The sequence below is a fragment of the Methylobacterium sp. NPDC097929 genome (assembly GCF_049543375.1).
Lineage (GTDB): Bacteria > Pseudomonadota > Alphaproteobacteria > Rhizobiales > Beijerinckiaceae > Methylobacterium.
The window spans coordinates 59,257-78,952 of the sequence record NZ_JBMVEP010000014.1 but is presented as its reverse complement, the minus strand read 5'-3'; the positions used below and the strand labels follow the sequence as shown (position 1 = coordinate 78,952).

Annotated in this window: 16 protein-coding genes; 6 read left to right on the top strand and 10 right to left on the bottom strand. The window is 72.4% G+C overall.

All coding sequences use genetic code 11. The features are described from left to right. Positions 1-4: 4 nt before the first annotated feature. Both ACPCJR_RS22835 and ACPCJR_RS22830 read right to left on the bottom strand, forming a co-directional pair. On the bottom strand, positions 5-931 hold the full coding sequence (locus tag ACPCJR_RS22835) for an EcsC family protein (RefSeq protein ID WP_391516235.1): 927 nt from the start codon (positions 929-931) through the stop codon (positions 5-7). A gap of 129 nt (positions 932-1,060) precedes the next feature. Then, positions 1,061-2,536, bottom strand: coding sequence for an AmpG family muropeptide MFS transporter (locus ACPCJR_RS22830; protein ID WP_391516237.1), 1,476 nt, complete (start codon positions 2,534-2,536; stop codon positions 1,061-1,063). Positions 2,537-2,847: 311 nt separating this feature from the next. On the opposite strand from ACPCJR_RS22830, the gene ACPCJR_RS22825 reads away from it, so the two are divergent. Both ACPCJR_RS22825 and ACPCJR_RS22820 read left to right on the top strand, forming a co-directional pair. Continuing rightward, positions 2,848-3,945: a PAS domain-containing protein gene (locus ACPCJR_RS22825; RefSeq protein ID WP_391516239.1), complete on the top strand. Its 1,098-nt coding sequence runs from the start codon at positions 2,848-2,850 to the stop codon at positions 3,943-3,945. Positions 3,946-4,075: 130 nt separating this feature from the next. Beyond that, positions 4,076-4,540 (top strand): response regulator, encoded by a 465-nt coding sequence (locus ACPCJR_RS22820; protein ID WP_391516241.1) that lies wholly within the window; start codon positions 4,076-4,078, stop codon positions 4,538-4,540. 51 nt (positions 4,541-4,591) lie between these two features. On the opposite strand, the gene mutS is transcribed toward ACPCJR_RS22820, so the two are convergent. Both mutS and ACPCJR_RS22810 read right to left on the bottom strand, forming a co-directional pair. Beyond that, on the bottom strand, positions 4,592-7,342 hold the full coding sequence (mutS, locus tag ACPCJR_RS22815; RefSeq protein WP_391516243.1) for a DNA mismatch repair protein MutS: 2,751 nt from the start codon (positions 7,340-7,342) through the stop codon (positions 4,592-4,594). Positions 7,343-7,511: 169 nt separating this feature from the next. Continuing rightward, positions 7,512-7,808 carry a hypothetical protein gene (locus ACPCJR_RS22810; protein ID WP_391516251.1) on the bottom strand — a complete coding sequence of 99 codons (297 nt, stop codon included), beginning with the start codon at positions 7,806-7,808 and terminating at the stop codon, positions 7,512-7,514. A 248-nt stretch (positions 7,809-8,056) separates the two neighbouring features. On the opposite strand from ACPCJR_RS22810, the gene hrpB reads away from it, so the two are divergent. Then, the gene (hrpB, locus tag ACPCJR_RS22805; RefSeq protein ID WP_391516253.1) at positions 8,057-10,546 is read left to right on the top strand and encodes an ATP-dependent helicase HrpB; all 2,490 of its coding nucleotides are present in this window, start codon (positions 8,057-8,059) and stop codon (positions 10,544-10,546) included. Here the strand turns inward: hrpB and ACPCJR_RS22800 are convergent. Then, the gene (locus tag ACPCJR_RS22800; protein WP_391516255.1) at positions 10,503-11,186 is read right to left on the bottom strand and encodes a hypothetical protein; all 684 of its coding nucleotides are present in this window, start codon (positions 11,184-11,186) and stop codon (positions 10,503-10,505) included. The two genes, hrpB and ACPCJR_RS22800, sit on opposite strands and share 44 nt — an antisense overlap. Positions 11,187-11,397: 211 nt before the next feature. On the opposite strand from ACPCJR_RS22800, the gene ACPCJR_RS22795 reads away from it, so the two are divergent. Further along, positions 11,398-11,766, top strand: coding sequence for a hypothetical protein (locus tag ACPCJR_RS22795; RefSeq protein ID WP_391516245.1), 369 nt, complete (start codon positions 11,398-11,400; stop codon positions 11,764-11,766). 15 nt (positions 11,767-11,781) lie between these two features. Here ACPCJR_RS22795 and ACPCJR_RS22790 read toward each other — a convergent pair whose 3' ends face one another. Continuing rightward, positions 11,782-12,177, bottom strand: a complete 396-nt coding sequence (locus tag ACPCJR_RS22790; protein ID WP_391516247.1) for a VOC family protein — start codon at positions 12,175-12,177, stop codon at positions 11,782-11,784. Positions 12,178-12,300: 123 nt separating this feature from the next. Between ACPCJR_RS22790 and ACPCJR_RS22785 the strand changes: the two genes are divergently transcribed. Together ACPCJR_RS22785 and ACPCJR_RS22780 are read left to right on the top strand one after the other, a co-directional pair. Beyond that, a complete protein-coding gene (locus ACPCJR_RS22785) occupies positions 12,301-13,389 on the top strand; it encodes a tyrosine recombinase XerC (protein WP_391516249.1) in 1,089 nt (362 codons plus the stop codon). A 107-nt stretch (positions 13,390-13,496) separates the two neighbouring features. Continuing rightward, positions 13,497-13,631, top strand: coding sequence for a hypothetical protein (locus tag ACPCJR_RS22780; protein WP_280952913.1), 135 nt, complete (start codon positions 13,497-13,499; stop codon positions 13,629-13,631). A gap of 449 nt (positions 13,632-14,080) precedes the next feature. Here the strand turns inward: ACPCJR_RS22780 and tuf are convergent, their stop codons facing one another. The 4 genes from tuf to ACPCJR_RS22760 form a co-directional block, all read right to left on the bottom strand. After that, positions 14,081-15,271, bottom strand: coding sequence for an elongation factor Tu (gene tuf, locus ACPCJR_RS22775; RefSeq protein ID WP_423479147.1), 1,191 nt, complete (start codon positions 15,269-15,271; stop codon positions 14,081-14,083). A 202-nt stretch (positions 15,272-15,473) separates the two neighbouring features. Then, the gene (locus tag ACPCJR_RS22770) at positions 15,474-15,749 is read right to left on the bottom strand and encodes an RNA-binding S4 domain-containing protein (protein ID WP_391515819.1); all 276 of its coding nucleotides are present in this window, start codon (positions 15,747-15,749) and stop codon (positions 15,474-15,476) included. Between the two features lie 22 nt (positions 15,750-15,771). After that, positions 15,772-19,206: a helicase-related protein gene (locus tag ACPCJR_RS22765; protein WP_391515817.1), complete on the bottom strand. Its 3,435-nt coding sequence runs from the start codon at positions 19,204-19,206 to the stop codon at positions 15,772-15,774. 85 nt (positions 19,207-19,291) lie between these two features. Next, complete coding sequence (locus ACPCJR_RS22760; protein ID WP_391515816.1) at positions 19,292-19,636, bottom strand: hypothetical protein; 345 nt, start codon at positions 19,634-19,636, stop codon at positions 19,292-19,294. Positions 19,637-19,696: the final 60 nt, after the last annotated feature.

The following is a 19,696-nucleotide window of genomic DNA, read 5'->3' as shown; positions in this document are numbered from 1 at the left end:
GCCCTCAGCCGAAGCCGAGCGCCGCCTTCTCCTCCCCATAGGCGGCGCGGACCGCCTCCTTGCCGTAGGCGCGCTCCAGCCGGCGCACGGTGAAATGGGCGCGACCCATGGACTGGAAATGATCCATGAAGGCGGCGTTGACGGCCGCCCCGCCGAGTGCGCCGATCACCGGCACGGCCTGGGCCGCGACCTTCTGCGAGACGACGAGGCCGAAGCGGGAGGCGATCTGCGCGGTGAGCCGCACCAGCGGCGGGGCGCCGGCATCGAGCAGCGAGCGGTGCGCGGCGTAGCGGGCGGCCTCCGACATGGTCTTGGCCAGCGCCGCGCGCACGGCGAAGTAGCCGCTATCGGCCACCGTGGACTCGGCGCCACCGCGTCCGCCCAGGGCGAAGACCTGTACGCAGGCCAAAGCCGCCTCCGGGTCGGCGAGGTCCTCGCCCTCCTCGCGGGCGATCTCGGCAATCGAGCGCAGCATGAGCGTCGTGGAGATCGGCAATTCGACCGCCACGGTCGCGAGCCCGAACACGCCGCCCACGGCGCCGGTCACCGCCGCGAGCGCCTTGTGGCGGGCATCGCTCGATCCGAGAAGGCGGCTCAGGCGCCCGCCGGCTTCCGTCTCGACCCGCTCCAGAGCCGTGCCGGCGGGTTTGACGGACTTGTCGGGCAGGGTCGCCAGCGCGACCCGCAGGGCCGTGCGCATCGCGCCCTCCGTCGCGCTCGCCACGGTTTCGGTCAAGGGTGCGGGCAGGGCCCGGCCGATCATGTCGAGCGGGGCGCCCGCCGCCGCCGAGAGCCGGGCGGCCAGTCCCGGCTTCTCCAGCACGCTCACCGCCCGGCGCAGGGCCGCACGGTCCGCCTCCGACAAAGGCACCGAGGGGGGCGCCTCCACCGGAACCGGCAGGGTCTGCCCGACGAGGGTCAAGTCGCTCACGGTTCGTATCCCGTCATCGCACCTCAGTGACATCGGACACAGCAAGCGCGGGGCCGCGGGCTTGGTTCCGTTTTCCGAGGGTCCGCTGAGCTCAGCCCAAGCCGACCCCGAAGCTTCCTGACGCGTCGATCACGCCTTCATGGCGATCGCCTCCGCCTCGGGGACGGGCTCCGGCACCGGCTCCTCCCGACCCTCGCGCAGGGCCATCAGGACGATGCAGAGCAAGGCCACCGGAATGCCGATCCCGGCCGAGGCGGCGAAGAAGACGGGATAGCCCATCGCATCGACCATGTAGCCCGAGAAGCCGCCGACGAACTTGCCCGGCAGGGCGTAGAGCGAGGAGAGGAGCGCGTACTGCGTCGCCACGAAGGCGGGCGAGGTCAGGCTCGACATGTAGGCGATCAGCGCGGTGCCCGCGAAGTTGCCCGCGAAATTGTCGATCGAGATGCTGAGCACGAACAGCGACAGCGGCGCCCGCTCGGGGATCCAGGGAATGACGCCGCCGCCCGCCCCGCTCTTGGCCTGGAGCAGCAGCATCAGGTCGGTCGTGTCGACGGCCCCGTTGGCGATCCAGAAGAAGGGCATCGCGCCCCGCTCCGGTCCGGCCAGCGCGAGCCAGGTGAACATCAGGTTCGAGGCGGCGCCGATGATGCCGCCGATGAGCAGCGTCCAGTTCAGGCCGAGGCGGATGACGGAGAGCCCGCCGACGAAGGCGCCCAGGATGCCGACGATGACGCCGTAGATCTTGGTGACGTTGGCGATCTCGGTGAGGGAGAAGCATTTCTCGATGTAGAAGGGCTGGGCCATCACGCCCGAGATGATGTCGGGCAGGCGGTAGAACATGATCAGCGCCAGGATCAGGATCAGCCGGGCGCCTTTGCGCCGCACGAGGTCGGAGAAGGGATCGACCACGGCGACGCGCAGGGTCGTGGCGACCGAGCGGCGCTCGCCGGGCACCGTCACCGGGTCCTGACGCGGGGCGAGCCCGGCGGCGACCAGCCCGACCAGCATCAGCGCCGCCATCGCCCCGTAGGCAAGGCTCCAGCCCGCCCCCTGCGCGAGGTAGAGCGCGCCGGCCCCGGCGAAGGCGCGGGCGACGGCGTAGCCGAGCTGGTAGGCGGCGAGCATCACGCCCTGCCGCTCCGTCGGGGCCGCGTCGATGCGCCAGGAATCGACGACGATGTCCTGCGTCGCCGAGGCGAAGGCGGTGAGAAGGGCGCAGATCACCATGAAGCTCAAGGAGGCGGCCGGATCGCCCTGGCTCATGCCGATGAGGCCCAGCGCCACCGCGATCTGCGCCGCCACCATCCAGGCGCGGCGACGGCCGAGCCGGCGCGCCAGGAAAGGCAGATCGAAGCGGTCGATCACCGGGGCCCACAGGAACTTCAGCGAGTAGGCGAAGGAGACGTAGGAGAGCAGGCCGATGCTGGTGCGCTGGATGCCGGCGGTGGCGAGCCACGCCGAGAGCGTCGAGAACACGAGCAGGATCGGCAGGCCGCAGGCGAAGCCGAGCGCGAGCATCAGGGCGACGCGGCGGTCCTCGGTGATGTCCTTCAGGCGAAACTTGCGCGGTTGCGCCTTCGGGGCCGCTGCATCCGCCGCCATCGCGTGGAACTCCTTGGAGCCCCGGACCCGGTCGGGGCGCGGGGTGTTCGTGGGCCTGGGCTTGCGCCGCGCGATGCCGGTCGCATCCGCGCTCGCGGGGTCTTGAATCGGCAGAAAACATGGCGGCCTTGCGCCCGCCAGCCCAAATCGGCTCCGCCGAGGCCTCACAGTCCGGCCGGGACCCGCTGCACCCGCACGGAACGGCGGCAGGGCGGGACCGTTGGAGTCGCGGAGCCGGACGCAGCGGGGCGCGTCGGGTGACTCCGGATCGCATGCCCCTCTTCGCGCGGCGTGTCTGTGTTGGCGTAATGATGACGGGTTTTCCAAACGGCGCGACCCTGCCCTCGGGCATGACGGTGGATGTCTTCGCGGCGGCCTTCGAGGCCAGCCCGACGCCCATGGTCGTTACGGACCCACGGCGGGACGACAATCCGGTCGTCTGGGTGAACGGCGCCTTCCTGGCGCTGACGGGCTACGCGCGCGAGGAGATCTACGGCCGCAACTGCCGCATGCTGCAGGGGCCTCGCACCGATCCGGCCGTGTCGCGGGCGATGCGGGAGGCACTCGCGGCGGAACAGCCCTTCGAGGGGGAAGTGTTCAACTACCGCAAGGACGGCACGCCGTTCTGGAACGGCATGACGATCACCCCCGTGCGCGACCAGACCGGCGCCGTGCTGTTCTTCTTCTCGGCCCAGGCCGACATGACCGACAAGCACCGCCTGGAAGTGGCGATGCGCGACGCCAACGATGCCCTGGAGCGGCTCGTCGGCGAGCGCACGGCCGACCTTCGATCCGCCCTCGAAGAGAAGACGGCCCTGCTCCACGAGGTCGATCACCGGGTCAAGAACAACCTCCAGGTCATCTCCTCGCTGATGCTGCTGAAGGCCCGCCGCACGCCCGTGGGCGAGGCCCGCGACGCGCTCCAGGGCATGGCCGATCGCATCGGCGCTCTCTCGACGGCGCACCGGATGCTCTATTCCGAGGGCGACGTGTCCCGCTTCGATTTCCGTGAGTTCACCGCCGACCTGATCGCCGACCTCGCCGCCGGCCTCGACGGGGACCGCACGCGGATCGAGACCGAGATCGAGGCGCTGGCGCTCTCCGCCGCCATGGCCGCGCCGCTGGCGCTCCTGATCCACGAACTGGCCACCAACGCCCTGCGCCACGCCTTCCCCGAGGAGCGCCACGGCCGGGTCGCGATCGAGGCGCACCGCTGCGAGGACGGCATGCGCCTCGTCATCGAGGATGACGGCATCGGGGTCGAGGCCGCGACGCCGAACCCCTCCGGCTTCGGCCGGACCCTGGTCGAGATGGTGGTGCGCCAGTTGCGCGGGCGGCTCGAATGGTCGGATGCCGGCCCCGGTACCCGGATCGCGATCACCATCCCGCTCGCCGAGGCCGCGCTTTGATGGGCGCGGACGGCCGGAACGCGACGATTCACCGGAAAGGAACTGCCCGGGTGCCCGTGCCCGTTTCCCTCTCCCGAGAATGTGCGAAGAGCTGGCTGCGGCTGGCACGAGGGGCGCCGGGAGGGCCGCGATGTCGGAGGTGAGCGAGACGCCGCTGCGCATCCTCGTCGTCGAGGACGAGGTGCTGATCGCCCTCGAACTCGAATGCCTCCTCGAGGATCTCGGCCATGTCAGCGTCGGCGTGGCGGGCAACGCGGCGGACGCGGTTTCACTCGGCCGCAGCACGGCCCCGGATCTCGCGCTGGTCGACATCCACCTCATCGACGGTCCGACCGGCGTGGAGGTGGCCCGCCAGCTCAGCGCCGACCCGCGCATCACGGTGGTGTTCATGACCGCCAACGCCAAGCGCATCCCACCCGATTTCGCCGGCGCGCTGGGGGTGATCGCCAAGCCTTATTCCGAGCGCGTCGTGGCGAGTGCGCTCGACTACGTGACCCGGCTTCGCGCCGGCCGCGCGCCGTCCAGCGACGGGCTCGACGGCTTCCATCTCGCCCCGGCCGCCGGTGGCGGCGCCTGGGCCGGGGATGGAATCTGACAGGTAACGGGCCCGCCCCGCGCGAAGACGCCGTCGAGACGACGCCTTCGATCAGCCGCCCGCCCGCTCCTTCTTCAGCCGGTAGAGCGCGTCGAGCGCCTCGCGCGGCGTCAGCGCGTCGGGGTCGATGGCGTCGATCAGGCGGCCGAGCCGGTCGTCGGGCTCGGCGGCCACCGGCTCCGGCGGCGGGGGCGGTGCGGCGGCGAGGCTGGCGAACAGCGGCAGGTCCTCGATCCGGCGGCGGGTGGGGCGCTCGCGCTCCGAGCTCTCCAGACCCTTGAGGATCGCGCCCGCCCGCGCCACCACGCTCGGGGGCAGGCCCGCGAGGCGGGCGACCTGGAGCCCGTAGGAGCGCTCGGCCACGCCCGGCACCACCTCGTGCAGGAAGACCACGTCGCCGCGGTCCTCGGCCACCTTCAGCGTCGCGTTGTCGAGGCGGGGCAGGCGCTGGCTCAGGGCCGTCAATTCGTGGAAATGGGTCGCGAACAGCGCCCGGCAGCCGTTCTTCTCGTGCAGGTGCTCCAGGCAGGCCCAGGCGATGGAGAGGCCGTCGAAGGTGGCGGTGCCGCGGCCGATCTCGTCGAGCACGACCAGCGAGCGGCGCGTCGCCTGATTCAGGATCGCGGCGGTCTCGACCATCTCGACCATGAAGGTCGAGTGGCCCCGGGCGAGGTCGTCGGCGGCGCCGACGCGGGAGAACAGGCGGTCGACCGCGCCGATCCGGGCCGAGGCCGCCGGCACGAAGGCGCCCATCTGCGCGAGCACGGCGATCAGCGCGTTCTGGCGCAGGAAGGTCGACTTGCCGCCCATGTTCGGGCCGGTCACGAGGCGGATGCGTCCGGCATCGTCCCCTGACAGGTCGCAGTGGTTGGCGATGAAGGGCTCGCCCGCCCTGACGAGCGCGGCCTCCACCACGGGGTGGCGCCCGCCCTCGACCGCGAAGGCAAGGCTCGCGTCGATGACGGGGCGGGTCCATTCGAGTTCGACGGCGAGTTCGGCGTGGCTCGCCGCCACGTCGAGGCCCGACAGCGCCTCGGCGATGTCGGCGATGGCCTCCGCCTGCGCGCTCACCTCGGTGCTGAGCCGGTCGAACACCGCCGCTTCGAGGGCGAGCACCCGGTCGGAGGCGCCCGCGATCTTCGATTCGAGTTCGCCGAGTTCGACGCTGGTGAAGCGCATCGCGTCGACCATGGTCTGGCGATGCACGAAGTCCTGCATCAAGCCCTTCAGGCAGGCCTCGCCCACCGCCTGCGGCACCTCGATGTAGTAGCCGAGCACGTTGTTGTGCTTGATCCGCAGGGTGCGGCAGCCCGTGGCCTCGGCGTAGCGCGCCTGGAGCGCGGCGACGACCTTGCGCGAATCCTGGCCGAGCAGGCGGCCCTCGTCGATCTCCGCGTCGTAGCCCGCGCGCACGAAGTTGCCGTCGCGCCGGTTGAGCGGCAGGTCGTCGGCGAGCGCCCGGCCGAGTTCCTCCGCGAGCGCCCGGTCGGCCTTGTCGAGGCGGCGGCAGAGACGGGCGAGCCCGTCCGGCAGCGCCTCGGCCGAGAGCCGTTCACGGATCGCCGTGGCGGCGTCGAGCCCGTCGCGCAGGGCGGCCAGATCGCGCGGACCGGCGCGGTTGAGGCCGATGCGGGAGAGCGCGCGGGCGATGTCGGGCGCGGCGCGCAGGGCGTCGCGCAGCTGCCCGCGCAAGGGCCCGTCCTGCGCCAGGAAGGCGACGGCGTCGTGCCGGCGGGCGATGTTTTGGAGGTCCGTCAGCGGGCCGGCGAGGTGTTCGGCGAGCAGCCGGGCGCCACCCGCCGAGACGGTGCGGTCGATGGCGTCGAGCAGGCTGCCCTTGCGCTCGCCCGAGAGGGTGCGGGTCAGTTCCAGGTTGGCCCGGGTGGCCGCGTCGATGGAGAGCGTCGCCCCGGTCGCCTCGCGGCTCGGCGCGGAGAGCGGCACCCGCGTGCCGAGCTGCGTGCGCTCGAGGTAGAGCAGGGCCGCCCCGGCCGCGGCGATCTCCGCCCGGCTGAACTGTCCGAAGCCGTCGAGCGTCTTCACGCCGAACTGCTCGCGGAGGCGCCGCTCGGCCGCCGCCGGCTCCAGCTCGCCCTGCGCCAGCGGCACCACCGCCGCGCAGGTCTCCCGCCACAGCTTGGCCAGAGCCGGATCGGCGTGGATGACTTCCGAGAGCACGATCTCGCGCGGCTCGTGCCGGGCGATCGCGGCGGCGAGTTCCGAACCCTCCACCTCGCTCAAGGAGAAGCGACCGGTCGAGATGTCGAGGGCGGCAAGCCCGTAGGCCTCGCGGCTGTCCGAGACCTTGCGCCGGCCGATAGCGAGCAGCAGGTTGGCCCGGGTCGGATCGAGCAGGCGATCCTCGGTCAGCGTGCCCGGCGTGACGAGGCGGATCACCTCGCGCCGCACCACCGATTTCGGACCCCGCTTCTTGGCCTCGGCCGCATCCTCGGTCTGCTGGCAGACCGCGACCCGGTGGCCGAGCGCGATCAGCCGGTGCAGGTAATCGTCGGAGCGCTCGAGGGGCACGCCGCACATCGGGATGTCGGCCCCGCCGTGCTTGCCGCGCTTGGTCAGCACGATCCCGAGCGCCCGGGACGCGATCTCCGCATCCTCGAAGAACAGCTCGTAGAAGTCGCCCATCCGGTAGAACAGCAGGCAGTCCGGATTGGCGGCCTTGATCTCGATGTACTGCGCCATCATCGGCGTGGCGCCGGGGATGTCGAGGGGCGAAGAGGTCACCGCATCCGCTGCCTTGGCGCGTCGTTCGAGGGGCTGGGGTCGCAACGGTCTGGAACGCATGAGGGAGAGGCTAGCAGCCCCGCTCCGGGCCGGCACCGGCCGCACGGAGTGAAGTCCGTGGACAAGTGTGCGCTCTCCCCAGCCTCCGCAAGCGACGGCGCAGAACGCGAGAGGACCCGCCCGGCATCACGCCGGACGGGCCCTCCGATCCGTCAGCCGTGCGGCGCGCTCAGTAGCGCGGACCGCCGGTGGTGGTGCCGAGCTGCTGCTGATAGCCGGGACGCTCCGGGTTGCGGGCGTTCGGGTTGCCGTGGCGATGCGTGTTCAGGCGGCGGGCCCGGCGCTGGGCCTTGGTCGAGTGGCGGTGGCCGAGGACGCTGCGGTGAGCACGGTGGCGCTGCCCCACGGTCTCCACCGTGTCGCCGGCGATCAGGCCGGGGGCGGGCATGGCGGGGGCGGCCGATGCCGCGCCCATCCCGAGGCTGGTGAGCAGCACGCCGGCTGCGAGGGTCAGGGCAAGGCGCATCGTCGTCAGGTCTCCGTCCCGTGCGAGGGCCGCACGTCCAGCGCTCAAGTCGCGACTAATCCGTCCGTTCCGGTACGATGCGTTACAAACTTAACAAATCTTTGTGTGTGCTGCATCATCGCGCGGCCGGGCCGTCGTGACATGCAGAACCATGCTGGATGGGAGCGAATTCTGCGGCCTTTCCCTTCTGTTCGCTGGTTGCACGCGGGGCCGAAGCGCGTCACCTGCCGGCCATGCCCTCCTCCCCCATGCTCGCCGGCGCTCCGCTTCCGATCGAGGCCGCCCTCCCCGCCCTGCGCACCGCCCTGTCCGCGGGCGCCTCCGCCGTGCTCGTGGCCCCGCCCGGCGCCGGCAAGACGACCCGGGTGCCCCTGGCGCTTCTCGACGAGCCCTGGCTGAACCAGCGGAAGATCATCCTCCTCGAACCCCGCCGGGTCGCGGCCCGCGGCGCGGCCGAGCGCATGGCCGCGACCCTCGGCGAGCGGGTCGGCGACACGGTGGGCCTGCGGGTCCGGCTCGGCTCTAGGATCTCGGCCCGCACCCGCATCGAGGTCGTCACCGAGGGCGTGTTCACCCGCATGATCCTCGACGATCCGGAACTGACCGGCATCGGCGCGGTGCTGTTCGACGAGTTCCACGAGCGCTCCCTCGATGCCGATCTCGGCCTCGGCCTCGCCCTCGACGCGCAGGGGGCGCTGCGCGAGGATCTGCGCATCCTCGTCATGTCGGCGACCCTCGACGGCGCCCGCGTGGCGGGGCTGCTCGGGAATGCGCCCGTCGTGGCGTCGGAGGGCCGGGCCTATCCGGTCGAGACCCGCCATCTCGACCGCGACGGCGGCGAGCGGATCGAGGATGCGATGGCCGCCGCGATCCTGCGGGCGCTGCGGGCGGACCCCGGCTCGGTGCTCGCTTTCCTGCCGGGGCAGGCGGAGATCCGCCGCACCGCCGAGCGGCTGGAGGGCCGCCTGCCCGACGACACCGAACTGGCGCCCCTCTACGGCGCGCTGGCTCAGCGCGAGCAGGACCGCGCCGTGGCCCCCGCCCCGTCCGGCCGGCGCAAGGTGGTGCTGGCGACCGCCATCGCCGAGACCTCCCTGACGATCGAGGGCGTGCGCATCGTCGTCGATTCCGGGCTCGCCCGGGTGCCGCTCTACGAGCCCGGCAACGGCATGACCCGCCTCGTCACCGCCCGGGCCTCGCGCGCCTCGGTCGACCAGCGCCGGGGCCGGGCCGGGCGCACCGAGCCGGGCGTCTGCTGGCGGCTCTGGCCGGAGGCGGCGACCGCCGCGCTCGAACCCTTCGCCCGGCCCGAGATCCTGTCGGCGGACCTCTCCGGGCTCACCCTCGACTGCGCCGCCTGGGGCGTCACCGACCCGACCGCCCTGCCCTTCCTCGATCCGCCGCCCGCGCCGGCGCTCGCCGAGGCGCGGGCGATGCTGACCGATCTCGGCGCCCTCGACGCCGACGGGCGGCTCACGACCGTCGGCCGAACCCTGCGCAGCCTGCCGCTGCCGCCCCGGCTCGCCCGGATGGTCGCCCGCGCGGCGCAAGCCGGCCATGCCCGCACGGCCGCCGATCTGGCCGCGGTGCTGGTCGAGCGCGGGCTCGGCGGGGACGCGGTGGATCTGGCCGAGCGCCTCGACCGCTTCACCCGCGACCGCGGCGGGCGCGCGGGCGACATGCGCCGCCTCGCCGAGGGCTGGGCGCGGCAGGCGGAGCGGGCTGCGGGCGGTCGCGCCGAGCCCGATCCGAGCCTCGCCGAGCCCGGCGCCCTGCTGGCGCTCGCCTATCCCGACCGGGTGGCGCGGGCGCGGGGCCGCGAGGGCGCCTTCCTGATGGCCAATGGCCGCGCCGGCCTCCTCGACCCGGCGAGCGCGCTGGCCCGCGAGCCCTTCATCGTCGTCGCCGACCTGACCGGTGCCGCGGCCTCCGCCCGCATCCTGTCGGCGGCCGCGATCGCGCCCGCGTCCATCGACGCGCTGTTCGGCGACCGGATCGCCAGGGTGCGCAGCGTCAGTTTCGACGGGCAGGCCCGCGCCCTGCGCGCCCGCGAGGGCCGGCGGCTCGGCGCCGTGACGCTCGACGAGCGCACCCTTCCCGTTCCCGCCGACGAGGAGGCGGCGCGGGTGCTGGCCCGCGGCATTGCCGGGCTCGGCCTCGACCGCCTGCCCTGGACGCCCGCCCTGGCTCAGTGGCGCGCCCGCATCCGCTTCCTTCACGGAGCGGACGGTGCGGCGGAGGGCGGCGAATGGCCGGACCTGTCCGACGAAGCGCTGGCGCAGAGCGTCGAGGAATGGCTGGCGCCGAGCCTCGTCGGGCGCGCCTCGCTCGCGGCGATCACCGCCGACGACCTGGGGCAGGCCCTGCACGGCCTCCTGCCCTGGACCCTGCGCCATCGCCTGGAGGCGGAGGCGCCGAGCCATGTCGAGGTGCCGACGGGCTCGCGCATCCCGGTCGACTACGAGGCCGGCCCTGAGCCGGTGCTGGCGGTGCGGGTGCAGGAGCTGTTCGGCCTCGACCGGCACCCGACCCTCGGCGGCGGGCGCGTGCCGCTGGTGCTCCACCTGCTCTCGCCGGCCCACCGGCCGATCCAGATCACCCGCGACCTGCCGGGCTTCTGGCGCGGCTCCTGGGCCGCGGTCCGCTCGGAGATGCGGGGCCGCTACCCGCGCCATCCCTGGCCGGAGGACCCGCTCAGCGAGGCGCCGACCCGGCGGGCCAAGCCGCGGGGGACGTGACGGGCGAGGTGGCGGGAACCTCGGGCATCAGCCGGATCAGGAGCCGGTGGGTCGGCCAGCAGATCAGCAGCGGGAAGGCGACGACGAGGCCCGCGAACCACGCCCAGGCCGGCATCTGCGTCTGGGCGGCGTGGTCGCTCATGCCCCAGACGTAGTTGATGTTGACCGGCGTCAGCCCCGGATCGGGCCGCGGCGCCGGCATCAGGAAGAAGCAGACGAACAGGATCACGACCGCCAGCGCCGACCAAGCGGCCCAGGCACGCCGGTCGTAGCCGAGGCGCCAGACGAGGAACACGAGCAGGAACGGCAGCCAGCCGTGGAACAGCGACAGGCCCCGCAGGAAGGCCGAGGTCTCCCCGTTGAACATGTAGGCGGTCATCCCCGTGAGCGGAAAGCCCGCGGCCTGCGCCGCGAAATCGACGGCCCAGAGCAGCTGGGGCGCGAGGATGCCGACCGCGCAGATCGAGATGAGCAGGGCACTGTTCGTCCAGATGCCGACGAGGGTCAGGATCAGGGCGACATCGCAGAAATACAGGAAGTTCGTCGGCCCGTAGAAGGTCAGATAGACCGGGACCAGCACCGCCATGAAGGCCGTGTAGGCGAGCTTGAGGCCCAGGGGCACACGCCCGCTCCCGGCCATCCGCCCGCCACCTGCCGTCCCGGCCGCGGCGGAATCCGCCGCCGCACCGATCTCCGAAGGACTCATTGTCGCCCCCTGTCGCCTCGGGCTTGACCGTGACCGAGATTCGCTCCCGAGAGCGTGAGGCAGCGCACGCGCCCCGCCAAGCGCGGCGGGTTCGCCGGCGCCGGCCGCCCTGACGGCTTCGGGGAAGCGGGGAGGAGACGGTTCGATGCGTTCAGCGGCCAGCCGCATCTGCGGGCTCGTGCTCGCCGTCCTCGCCGCCGACGGGGCGCGGGCGCAGGCCCCCGCCGAGATGCCTGGCGCCCGGCCGCTCGTCATCCCCCAGGTCGAGGGCGAGCGCCAGGGCAAGATCTTGGGCCGGGCGCTCGCCTGCGGCACCGAGCGCGAGCGGGTCGAACGGGTGCTGCGGGAGGGCCGCGCGCGCATGCTGGCCGCCGTCGGCCGGGCGCTCACGGAGGAGCGCTACGTCCTGGCGCTCGACGACGCCATGCGCCTGGAGACGAGCCTGCCGGCGCCCTCCCCGGCCGCCTGCGAGCGGGCGCTGGCCGCCCTCGAACGCCTGGAAAAGGCGCCGTAACCCGGAGGCGCCGGCTCAGGCGAAGCGGCCGCCGCGCTGGATCACCTCGATCTTGTAGCCGTCCGGATCGGTGGCGAAGAAGAAGGTCGCGAGCGCGGTCTCGCCGTGCTTGAGCGTCTTGACCGGAGTGACCGGGAAGCCCTCGCGCTCGAAGCGGGCGTGCTCACCTTCCGCATCCTCCACCACGAAGGCGAGATGGCCGTAGCCGTCGCCGAGATCGTAGGGCTCGGAGCGCTCCTTGTTGACCGTCAGCTCCAGCTCGAAGGGCGAGGACGGGTCGCGCAGATAGAGCAGGGTGAAGTCCGGAAAGTCGAAGCGGTCGGCCGGCTCCAGGCCGAAGGCGCGGGCGTAGTAGTCGCGCGAGCGCGCCTCGTCGCGGACGCGGATCATAGTGTGGACGGGCTTGGCCATCGGCTCTCTCGCGGCTGTCTCGGGTGACGGATCTCGCCCGCCATCTGGCGCGGCGCCCGCCGCCCGGAAAGGCCTCGGCCGGTTAAGTCTTCGTCAACCTTAAGCGATGCTTGCTGACGCTCGATGACGCGAGCCGCGCCCCAGGACATCGACCCGCACGCCGCCGACGCCCTTCTGCCGCCCGGCGACGCCGCCCTGCGCGCGGCGGTGCTCGGCTGGCGCGAGGCGCTGCTGCGGGAGCGCCGGATGGCCCGCAACACGGTCGAGGCCTACGAGCGCGACCTGCGCCAATTCCTGAAGGATCGCACCGCCCGCTCCGGTACGCCGACCATCGCGGGGCTGATCGCGCTCAAACCCCGGGACCTGCGCGCCTTCATGGCGAGGCGCCGCGCCGAGGGCGTCGGCGGGCGCAGCCTGATGCGGATGCTGGCGGGCCTGCGCTCCTTCGCCCGCTTCCTCGAACGCGAGGGGCACGCCAGCGTGGCCGCGCTCGGCGCGGTGCGCTCGCCCAAGGTCGAGCGGCGCCTGCCCCGCCCCCTGCCCGTGCCCTCGGCGATCGCCATGACCGCGCCGGAGAGCCGCCCGGACGATGCCCGCGAGCCCTGGGTGCTCGCCCGGGATGCGGCGGTGATCGCCTTGCTCTATGGCTCCGGCCTGCGCATCTCCGAAGCCCTGGGCCTCGCCGCCCGCGACGCGCCCGTGCCGGGCATCGACGAGGTGCGGGTGACGGGCAAGGGCGGCAAGGTCCGCGCCGTGCCGGTTCTGCCCGCGGTCGCCGAGGCGGTCGCGACTTATCTCGCGCAATGTCCGTATTCCCTCGACCCGGAGGGACCGCTCTTCGTCGGCGTGAAGGGCGGTCCGCTCTCGCCGCGCGTCGTCCAGTACGCCGTCGCCGCCCTGCGCGGTGCCCTCGGCCTGCCCGAGAGCGCGACGCCCCACGCCCTGCGCCACTCTTTCGCGACGCACCTGCTCGCGCGCCGGGGCGAACTGCGGGCGATCCAGGAATTGCTGGGTCACGCCTCGCTCTCGACCACGCAGATCTACACTAAGGTCGATGCCGCCCGCCTGATGAGCGCCTTCGAGGAGGCCCATCCGCGCGCCGGCCGGGTGCGACCGCTTCCGGCGCGGCCTCCCGCGCTCGGTCCGCGGGGTGTCTCTATCGACGCGCCCGGGGGTGATCTCCGGGATGAAGCGTCCGCGGGCTCGCAGTAAATGGCGGGCCGGCTCTCGTTTACCTTGGTCTCGCCGCGATTGGGTGGCGAACTGTCCTCAACCCGGCGAAACGAATCCGCCGATTCAGCAGCCTCAAGGAGCATCCGATGCGTGTGAGCGGTATCTGCGTCGCGATCCTGCCGATCCTTGCCGTCCTCGCCTTCACCGCGACGGTGAAGACGCTGCTTCTCCCCTTCACCGCCGTCCGGGCGCTGGCCCGCGCGCGCGCCGTTCGGGCCTGACGCGGAGCCGGGTCCCGGAAACCGGGACAGGCTCTGGGCCATTCCAACATGGCTTCGGGTTGCTCGCCGCGGTCTCTTCCTTCGTCCTTGCGAGGCTCAGCGAAAGCAATCCAGGGCTCCGCATTGTCCGGATCGGTCGTGCCCTGGGTCGCTTCGGCTCCGCCTCGCGATGACGGAGCGGGGCAAAGGTCGAGGCAATCGACCGAAGTCGGTATGAAACCGCTGCGTACGGCGTCCGCTCGATGGCGCTGGCGCGTCATGGCGAGGCGGAGCCGTCCGGGGCACGTCCGTCTTCGGAGGAGAGGGCACGCGCGGGATCGCTTCGCGTCCGCTCGCGATGAGCGGGAAACAGGAATGCGAAAAGGGCCGGCGCAGCGCGCCGGCCCTTTTTGTGTCGCCTGTCGAGAACCGCCGCCCGGGCAAACCCGGGCGGCGGCCTCCGGAAAAAATCAGTCGTTGATGGCAGCGACGACGCCGGCACCGACGGTGCGTCCGCCCTCGCGGATGGCGAAGCGCAGCTTCTCTTCCATGGCCACCGGCACGATCAGCACCACGTCCATGGTCACGTTGTCGCCCGGCATCACCATCTCGGTGCCCTCGGGCAGCGTGCACACGCCCGTCACGTCGGTCGTGCGGAAGTAGAACTGCGGACGGTAGTTGGTGAAGAACGGCGTGTGGCGCCCGCCCTCCTCCTTCGTCAGGATGTAGGCCTCGGCCTTGAACTTCGAGTGCGGCTTCACCGAACCCGGCTTGCACACCACCTGGCCCCGCTCCACGTCCTCGCGCTTCGTGCCGCGCAGAAGAACGCCGACGTTGTCGCCCGCCTGACCCTGGTCGAGCAGCTTGCGGAACATCTCGACGCCGGTCACCGTCGTCGTCGTGGTCGGGCGGATGCCGACGATCTCCACCGTCTCGCCCACCTTGACGATGCCGCGCTCGACGCGACCCGTCACCACCGTGCCGCGGCCCGAGATCGAGAACACGTCCTCGATCGGCATCAGGAACGGCAGGTCGATCGGACGCTCCGGCTGCGGGATGTAGCTGTCCACGGTCGCCATCAGCGCCAGGACGGCCTCCTTGCCGATCTTGGGCTCCTTGTCCTCGAGCGCCATCAGGGCCGAGCCCTTGGTGATCGGGATGTCGTCGCCGGGGAAGTCGTACTTGGAGAGCAGCTCGCGCACCTCCAGCTCGACTAGCTCGAGCAGTTCCTCGTCATCGACCATGTCGACCTTGTTGAGGAACACCACCAGCGCCGGCACGCCGACCTGGCGGGCGAGCAGGATGTGCTCGCGGGTCTGGGGCATCGGGCCGTCGGCGGCGGACACGACCAGGATCGCGCCGTCCATCTGGGCGGCCCCGGTGATCATGTTCTTCACGTAGTCGGCGTGGCCGGGGCAGTCGACGTGGGCGTAGTGGCGGTTGGTGGTCTCGTACTCGACGTGGGCGGTCGAGATCGTGATGCCGCGCGCCTTCTCTTCCGGCGCCTTGTCGATCTGGTCGTAGGCGGTGAAGGTGGCGCCGCCCGACTCGGCCAGTACCTTGGTGATCGCCGCCGTCAGCGAGGTCTTGCCGTGATCGACGTGCCCGATCGTGCCGATGTTGCAGTGCGGCTTGGTACGGGAGAACTTTTCCTTGCCCATCGTGCATTCCTATCGCGGACACGTCGGCCAATGCCGGACGTAAAGGCGCGGACCGCTTAGAGGCTCGCGCGGCGATGATCAAGCGGCAGGTTTGCCGGGAAGGAAGATTGCCGCCCGCGGCAGCGGACCGGCGGGAGGCGAAGCCTGCCCTCGGCCGGCCTCGCGCTCTGCCTTCGAATGCTCTGCCCGCTCCCCTAGCGCCTCACGAAGGGTCCTCGCCGACCGCCTCGTAGAGCCGCTGCGCCTCGGGAGCGCCGCCGCGGCGCTCGCCGAGATCGAGCACCCGCACCAGCATGGTCCCGTGCGGGGCGGCGACGGTGAGAACGTCGCCGCAATGGACCGCCTTGGCCGGCGCGTCGGCGCGGGTGCCGTTGATGCGGACATGCCCGTCGGTCACGAGCCGGGCCGCCATCGACCGGGTCCGGGCGAAGCGCGCGAACCACAGCCACTTGTCGAGGCGCTGGCGCCCCGCGCTCATTCCGCTCTCGGGGGCGGCGCCCTCAGCGCTTGCCCCCGTCGGATTCGAGCTTCGCCTTCAGCGCGGCGAGCGCGGCGAAGGGCGAGTCGGGATCGGGCTGGCGCTCGCGGCGCGGCGGGCGCTGCTCGGTGTTCGGGCGCCGGTTCTCGTCGCGGCGATCGGGCCGGTTGCGGTTGCCCGGATGGTCGCGGCGCGGACCGCCGTCGCCGCGTCCCTCCCCGCGTCCCTCGCCCCGCGCCTCGGGGCGCGGCGGACGACCGCCCTCCGGACGATCCTCGCGGGGACGGCGCGGGCCGTCGTTCCGCCGCTCGCCGGGACGACCATCCTGGCGGGCTTCCTGCCGACCGCCCTCTTGCCGGCCGCCTTCCTGCCGCCCGTCCTGCCGTCCCTGACCGCGGCCCTGGCGCGGTCCGGTGTGGCGCTGAGGCCGGTGCAGGTGCCAGACCTCGACGGTCTCGGGGGCCGCCGGCTCGGCCGGCTCGGCGCCGGCTTCCTCGGAAGCCGTCTCGGAAGCCATCTCGGGCGCGGGCTCGTCGGCGGGAACGGCCGAATCGGCCGCGTCCACCGCCTCGACCTCTCCGGTCGCCGCAGCGGCCTGCGCGGCCTGCGCCGTCGCCGTCGGCATCGGGGCGGCGGCTTCGGGAGCCGCATCGTCCGTCGCAGCCTCGGCCGGCTGCGCGGCTTCGGCGGCCTCTTCGGCGGTTTCTTCAGCGACCGGCTCGGCGGTTTCCACCGCGGCGGGCTCGGCCTCGGACGCCGTCGCTTCGGCCGGCGCATCCGCGCTGCCGTCCTGCGTCGCCTCGGCGGGAGTCTCGCCCGCGTCCTCGGCGACCGGCTCGGCCTCGGCCGATACCGGCGCGGTCTCCTGCGCCGCGTCGTCGGTCGCGCCGTCCGAAGGCGTCGCGTCCTGAACCGTGTCCTGCGGCGCGGCCTCGGCGGGCCGGGCGGCGGGCACGGTCGGGGCGGCCGCGACCAGCGGCACGGTGATGGCCGGGCCGGGGCGGGTCTGCGCCACGTAGCCGAGCGACTTCAGGATCGAGGCGAAATCCTCGCCCGAGCAGCCGACCAGCGAGGTCATGTTGACGGTGGCCACGAAGCCGTCGCCGTCGGCGCTGCCGGCCGGGGGCTCACCCGGCGTCGTGCCGGGGCGGTAGGCGATGGCCGGGCGGATGAGATCCGCGAGCCGCTCCAGGATGTCGACGCGCACCGCCCGCTCGCCGCAGACGCGAAACCCCGCGGCCCGGTAGAGGCCCTTGGCGATGGCCGGATCGACCTTGATCGAGGTGCGGCCGGAGCCGGCCAGATGCGCGATCTCGTCGAGGCCCGGCTGCTCGAGCCCGCCGCTCTTGAGCGCCCAGAGCTGGGCGGCGAGGGTGCGCGGCGCCGGCTTCAGCAGGGCCGGCAGGAAGATGTGGTAGGCGCCGAAGCGGACGCCGTGGCGGCGGAGATTCGCCCGGCCGTCCTGATCGAGGCTGCGCATCTCGTGCGCCACCTTGGCCCGCTCCAGCACGCCGAGCGCCTCGACCACCTGGTAGCCGATGCCCCGGGCGAGCCCGGTGAGGTCGGCTGCCGACTCGATCTCCATCAGCGGCCCGAGCAGGCGCACCACGTGGGCGCGCAGCCACGCGGCCAACCGCGTCTCGACCTTCTCGCGCGAGGCGCCGGCGAGGCTGTCGTCGGCGATGAGGCGGATGCCGGGCTCGAACAGCTTGTCGCCCGGCGTCAGCTTGGCGACCGGGTCGCCGGTCCAGCGGATGATGCCGTCATGCGAGAGCACCAGGGCTGCGTCGGCGGCCGAGGCGAAGCGGTCGGCCCGCGCCTCGATCTCGCCGGCCAGCGCCTTCTCGGCGGCCGAGCGCAGGGTCTTGGCTTCGTGGCCCTCGGCTTGCGGGTCGGGCACGAATTGGAAGCCGTGAAGTCGGCCCACATGTTGACCCTCGACGGTGACGTCACCGCCGGGGGTGATTTCGGCTTCCAGCATCGTCTTCTCTCTCAGGCGCCGCATCAGGACGCTGGTGCGCCTGTCGACGAAGCGGCTCGCGAGGCGCTCGTGCAGGGCGTCGGACAGTCTGTCCTCTACCCGACGCGTCTCGCCCTGCCAATGCAGAGGATCGAGCAACCAGTCCGGCCTGTTCGCCACGAAGGTCCAGGTCCTCCCTTGGGCGATCCGCTGGGACAGGGCGTCGATGTCGCCGTCGGTGCGGTCGATCATCGCCACGTGGCGGGCGAACCAGTCGTTGGGGATGCGCCCCGCCATGCCGCGCATCAGGAAACGGTAGAGCTGGGCCACGAGGTCGGCATGGGTCTGGGGATGGACCTTGCGGTAATCCGGCACGCCGCAGGTGTCCCAGAGGCGCCGGACCGCGGCCGGGCCCTTGGCCATGTCGCGGATGTCCTCCTCGCGCATCAGGATTTCCAGCGCCTGCTGGTCCTCGCCCATGGGCGCGCGGGTGAGTCCCTGCTCGTGCGGGTGCTCGTCGAGGCTCGCCTGCAGCTTTTCCAGGGAGGCGAAGTCGAGATCGGGGTTGCGCCATTGCAGCATGCGCACGGGCTCGAAATCGTGCGTCTCCAGCGCCTCCACCATCTCGGGCTCGAAGGGCGGGCAGCGCCCGGTGGAGCCGAAGGTGCCGTCGGCGACGTGGCGCCCGGCGCGTCCCGCGATCTGGCCCATCTCGGCGGGCGTCAGCTTGCGGAAGCGGGTGCCGTCGTATTTCCAGTTGGCGGCGAAGGCCACGTGATCGACGTCGAGGTTGAGCCCCATGCCGACCGCATCGGTGGCCACCAGGTAATCGACCTCGCCGGACTGGTAGAGTTCGACCTGGGCGTTGCGGGTGCGGGGCGAGAGCGCGCCGAGCACCACCGCCGCCCCGCCGCGCTGGCGCCGGATCAACTCGGCGATGGCGTAGACCTCCTCCGCCGAGAAGGCGACGATGGCGGTGCGGTGCGGCAGCCGCGAGATCTTCTTCTCGCCCGCGAAGGTCAGGCTGGAGAGGCGGGGGCGCGTCGTGGTCTGCACGCCGGGGATCAGCGCCTGCACCAGCGGCAGCATGGTCGAGGAGCCGATCAGCAGCGTCTCCTCGCGCCCGCGCCGGTAGAGCAGGCGGTCGGTGAAGACGTGGCCGCGATCCATGTCGGCGGCGAGCTGGATCTCGTCGATCGCCACGAAGGCCACCTCGAGGTCGCGCGGCATCGCCTCGATGGTGCAGATCCAGTAGCGCGGCCGGTCCGGCTTGATCTTCTCCTCGCCCGTGACGAGGGCGACGTTCTCGGAGCCGACCTTGGCGACGACGCGCAGATACACCTCGCGGGCGAGGAGCCGCAGGGGCAGGCCGATCATGCCGGTCGGGTGCAGGAGCATCCGCTCGATGGCCAGATGCGTCTTGCCCGTGTTGGTCGGGCCGAGCACCGCCATGACCCCGCGCGCGCGGGCCTCGCGGTGAAGGGTGCGGAGCGTCATGCGGGGGCGGCGATCCCTTCGGCGCTGCGGGCCGTCGGAGGGGAAAAGGCAGCCGGGCCGGCAGGCCCTGCATCGGGAAGAGCCGCTAGCGGGACGGGGCGATCCGCGGCGGCCTTCCTCCATATGGGTTGTCGGCGGGCGCTGTGCCAGCGGGCGCGCCCAGGCTCGGATAGGCGAAGATGTCGATCCGGGGCTGAGGCTGCTGCGGCACGAGATCGGTGCAGAGGGTGTCGGGCATCGCCGTCAGCGGGCCGCGCCGGGGCGGGCGGCGCTCGATCACCTGTGCGGAGGAGAACGCGTCCCCGCCGCAATCGGGGCCGGTCGAGAGGGATTCGCCGGCCCAAGCGTGGACGGGCGTGAGGAGCGCCAGGGCGAGGCAGAGGAGGCGGAAGGGGGGCTTGCGGGTCGTGGGAGGCGTGCATCGAAGCATGGAAAACCCTCTGACCACCTTCGGACCCGCTCGGATTCATGTGTCCAGCCCAAAATCCTC

Bases quoted from the DNA above. Each gene is read 5' to 3' on its own strand.
- ACPCJR_RS22780 (WP_280952913.1), top strand. From the start codon at position 13,497: ATGCGTGTGAGCGGTATCTGCGTCGCGATCCTGCCGATCCTTGCCGTC.
- hrpB (WP_391516253.1), top strand. From the start codon at position 8,057: ATGCTCGCCGGCGCTCCGCTTCCGATCGAGGCCGCCCTCCCCGCCCTG.
- ACPCJR_RS22800 (WP_391516255.1), bottom strand. From the start codon at position 11,186: ATGGCCGGGAGCGGGCGTGTGCCCCTGGGCCTCAAGCTCGCCTACACG.
- ACPCJR_RS22790 (WP_391516247.1), bottom strand. From the start codon at position 12,177: ATGGCCAAGCCCGTCCACACTATGATCCGCGTCCGCGACGAGGCGCGC.
- mutS (WP_391516243.1), bottom strand. From the start codon at position 7,342: ATGCGTTCCAGACCGTTGCGACCCCAGCCCCTCGAACGACGCGCCAAG.
- ACPCJR_RS22770 (WP_391515819.1), bottom strand. From the start codon at position 15,749: ATGAGCGCGGGGCGCCAGCGCCTCGACAAGTGGCTGTGGTTCGCGCGC.
- ACPCJR_RS22830 (WP_391516237.1), bottom strand. From the start codon at position 2,536: ATGGCGGCGGATGCAGCGGCCCCGAAGGCGCAACCGCGCAAGTTTCGC.
- ACPCJR_RS22825 (WP_391516239.1), top strand. From the start codon at position 2,848: ATGACGGGTTTTCCAAACGGCGCGACCCTGCCCTCGGGCATGACGGTG.
- ACPCJR_RS22795 (WP_391516245.1), top strand. From the start codon at position 11,398: ATGCGTTCAGCGGCCAGCCGCATCTGCGGGCTCGTGCTCGCCGTCCTC.
- ACPCJR_RS22785 (WP_391516249.1), top strand. From the start codon at position 12,301: ATGACGCGAGCCGCGCCCCAGGACATCGACCCGCACGCCGCCGACGCC.
- tuf (WP_423479147.1), bottom strand. From the start codon at position 15,271: ATGGGCAAGGAAAAGTTCTCCCGTACCAAGCCGCACTGCAACATCGGC.
- ACPCJR_RS22760 (WP_391515816.1), bottom strand. From the start codon at position 19,636: ATGCTTCGATGCACGCCTCCCACGACCCGCAAGCCCCCCTTCCGCCTC.
- ACPCJR_RS22765 (WP_391515817.1), bottom strand. From the start codon at position 19,206: ATGACGCTCCGCACCCTTCACCGCGAGGCCCGCGCGCGCGGGGTCATG.
- ACPCJR_RS22820 (WP_391516241.1), top strand. From the start codon at position 4,076: ATGTCGGAGGTGAGCGAGACGCCGCTGCGCATCCTCGTCGTCGAGGAC.
- ACPCJR_RS22810 (WP_391516251.1), bottom strand. From the start codon at position 7,808: ATGCGCCTTGCCCTGACCCTCGCAGCCGGCGTGCTGCTCACCAGCCTC.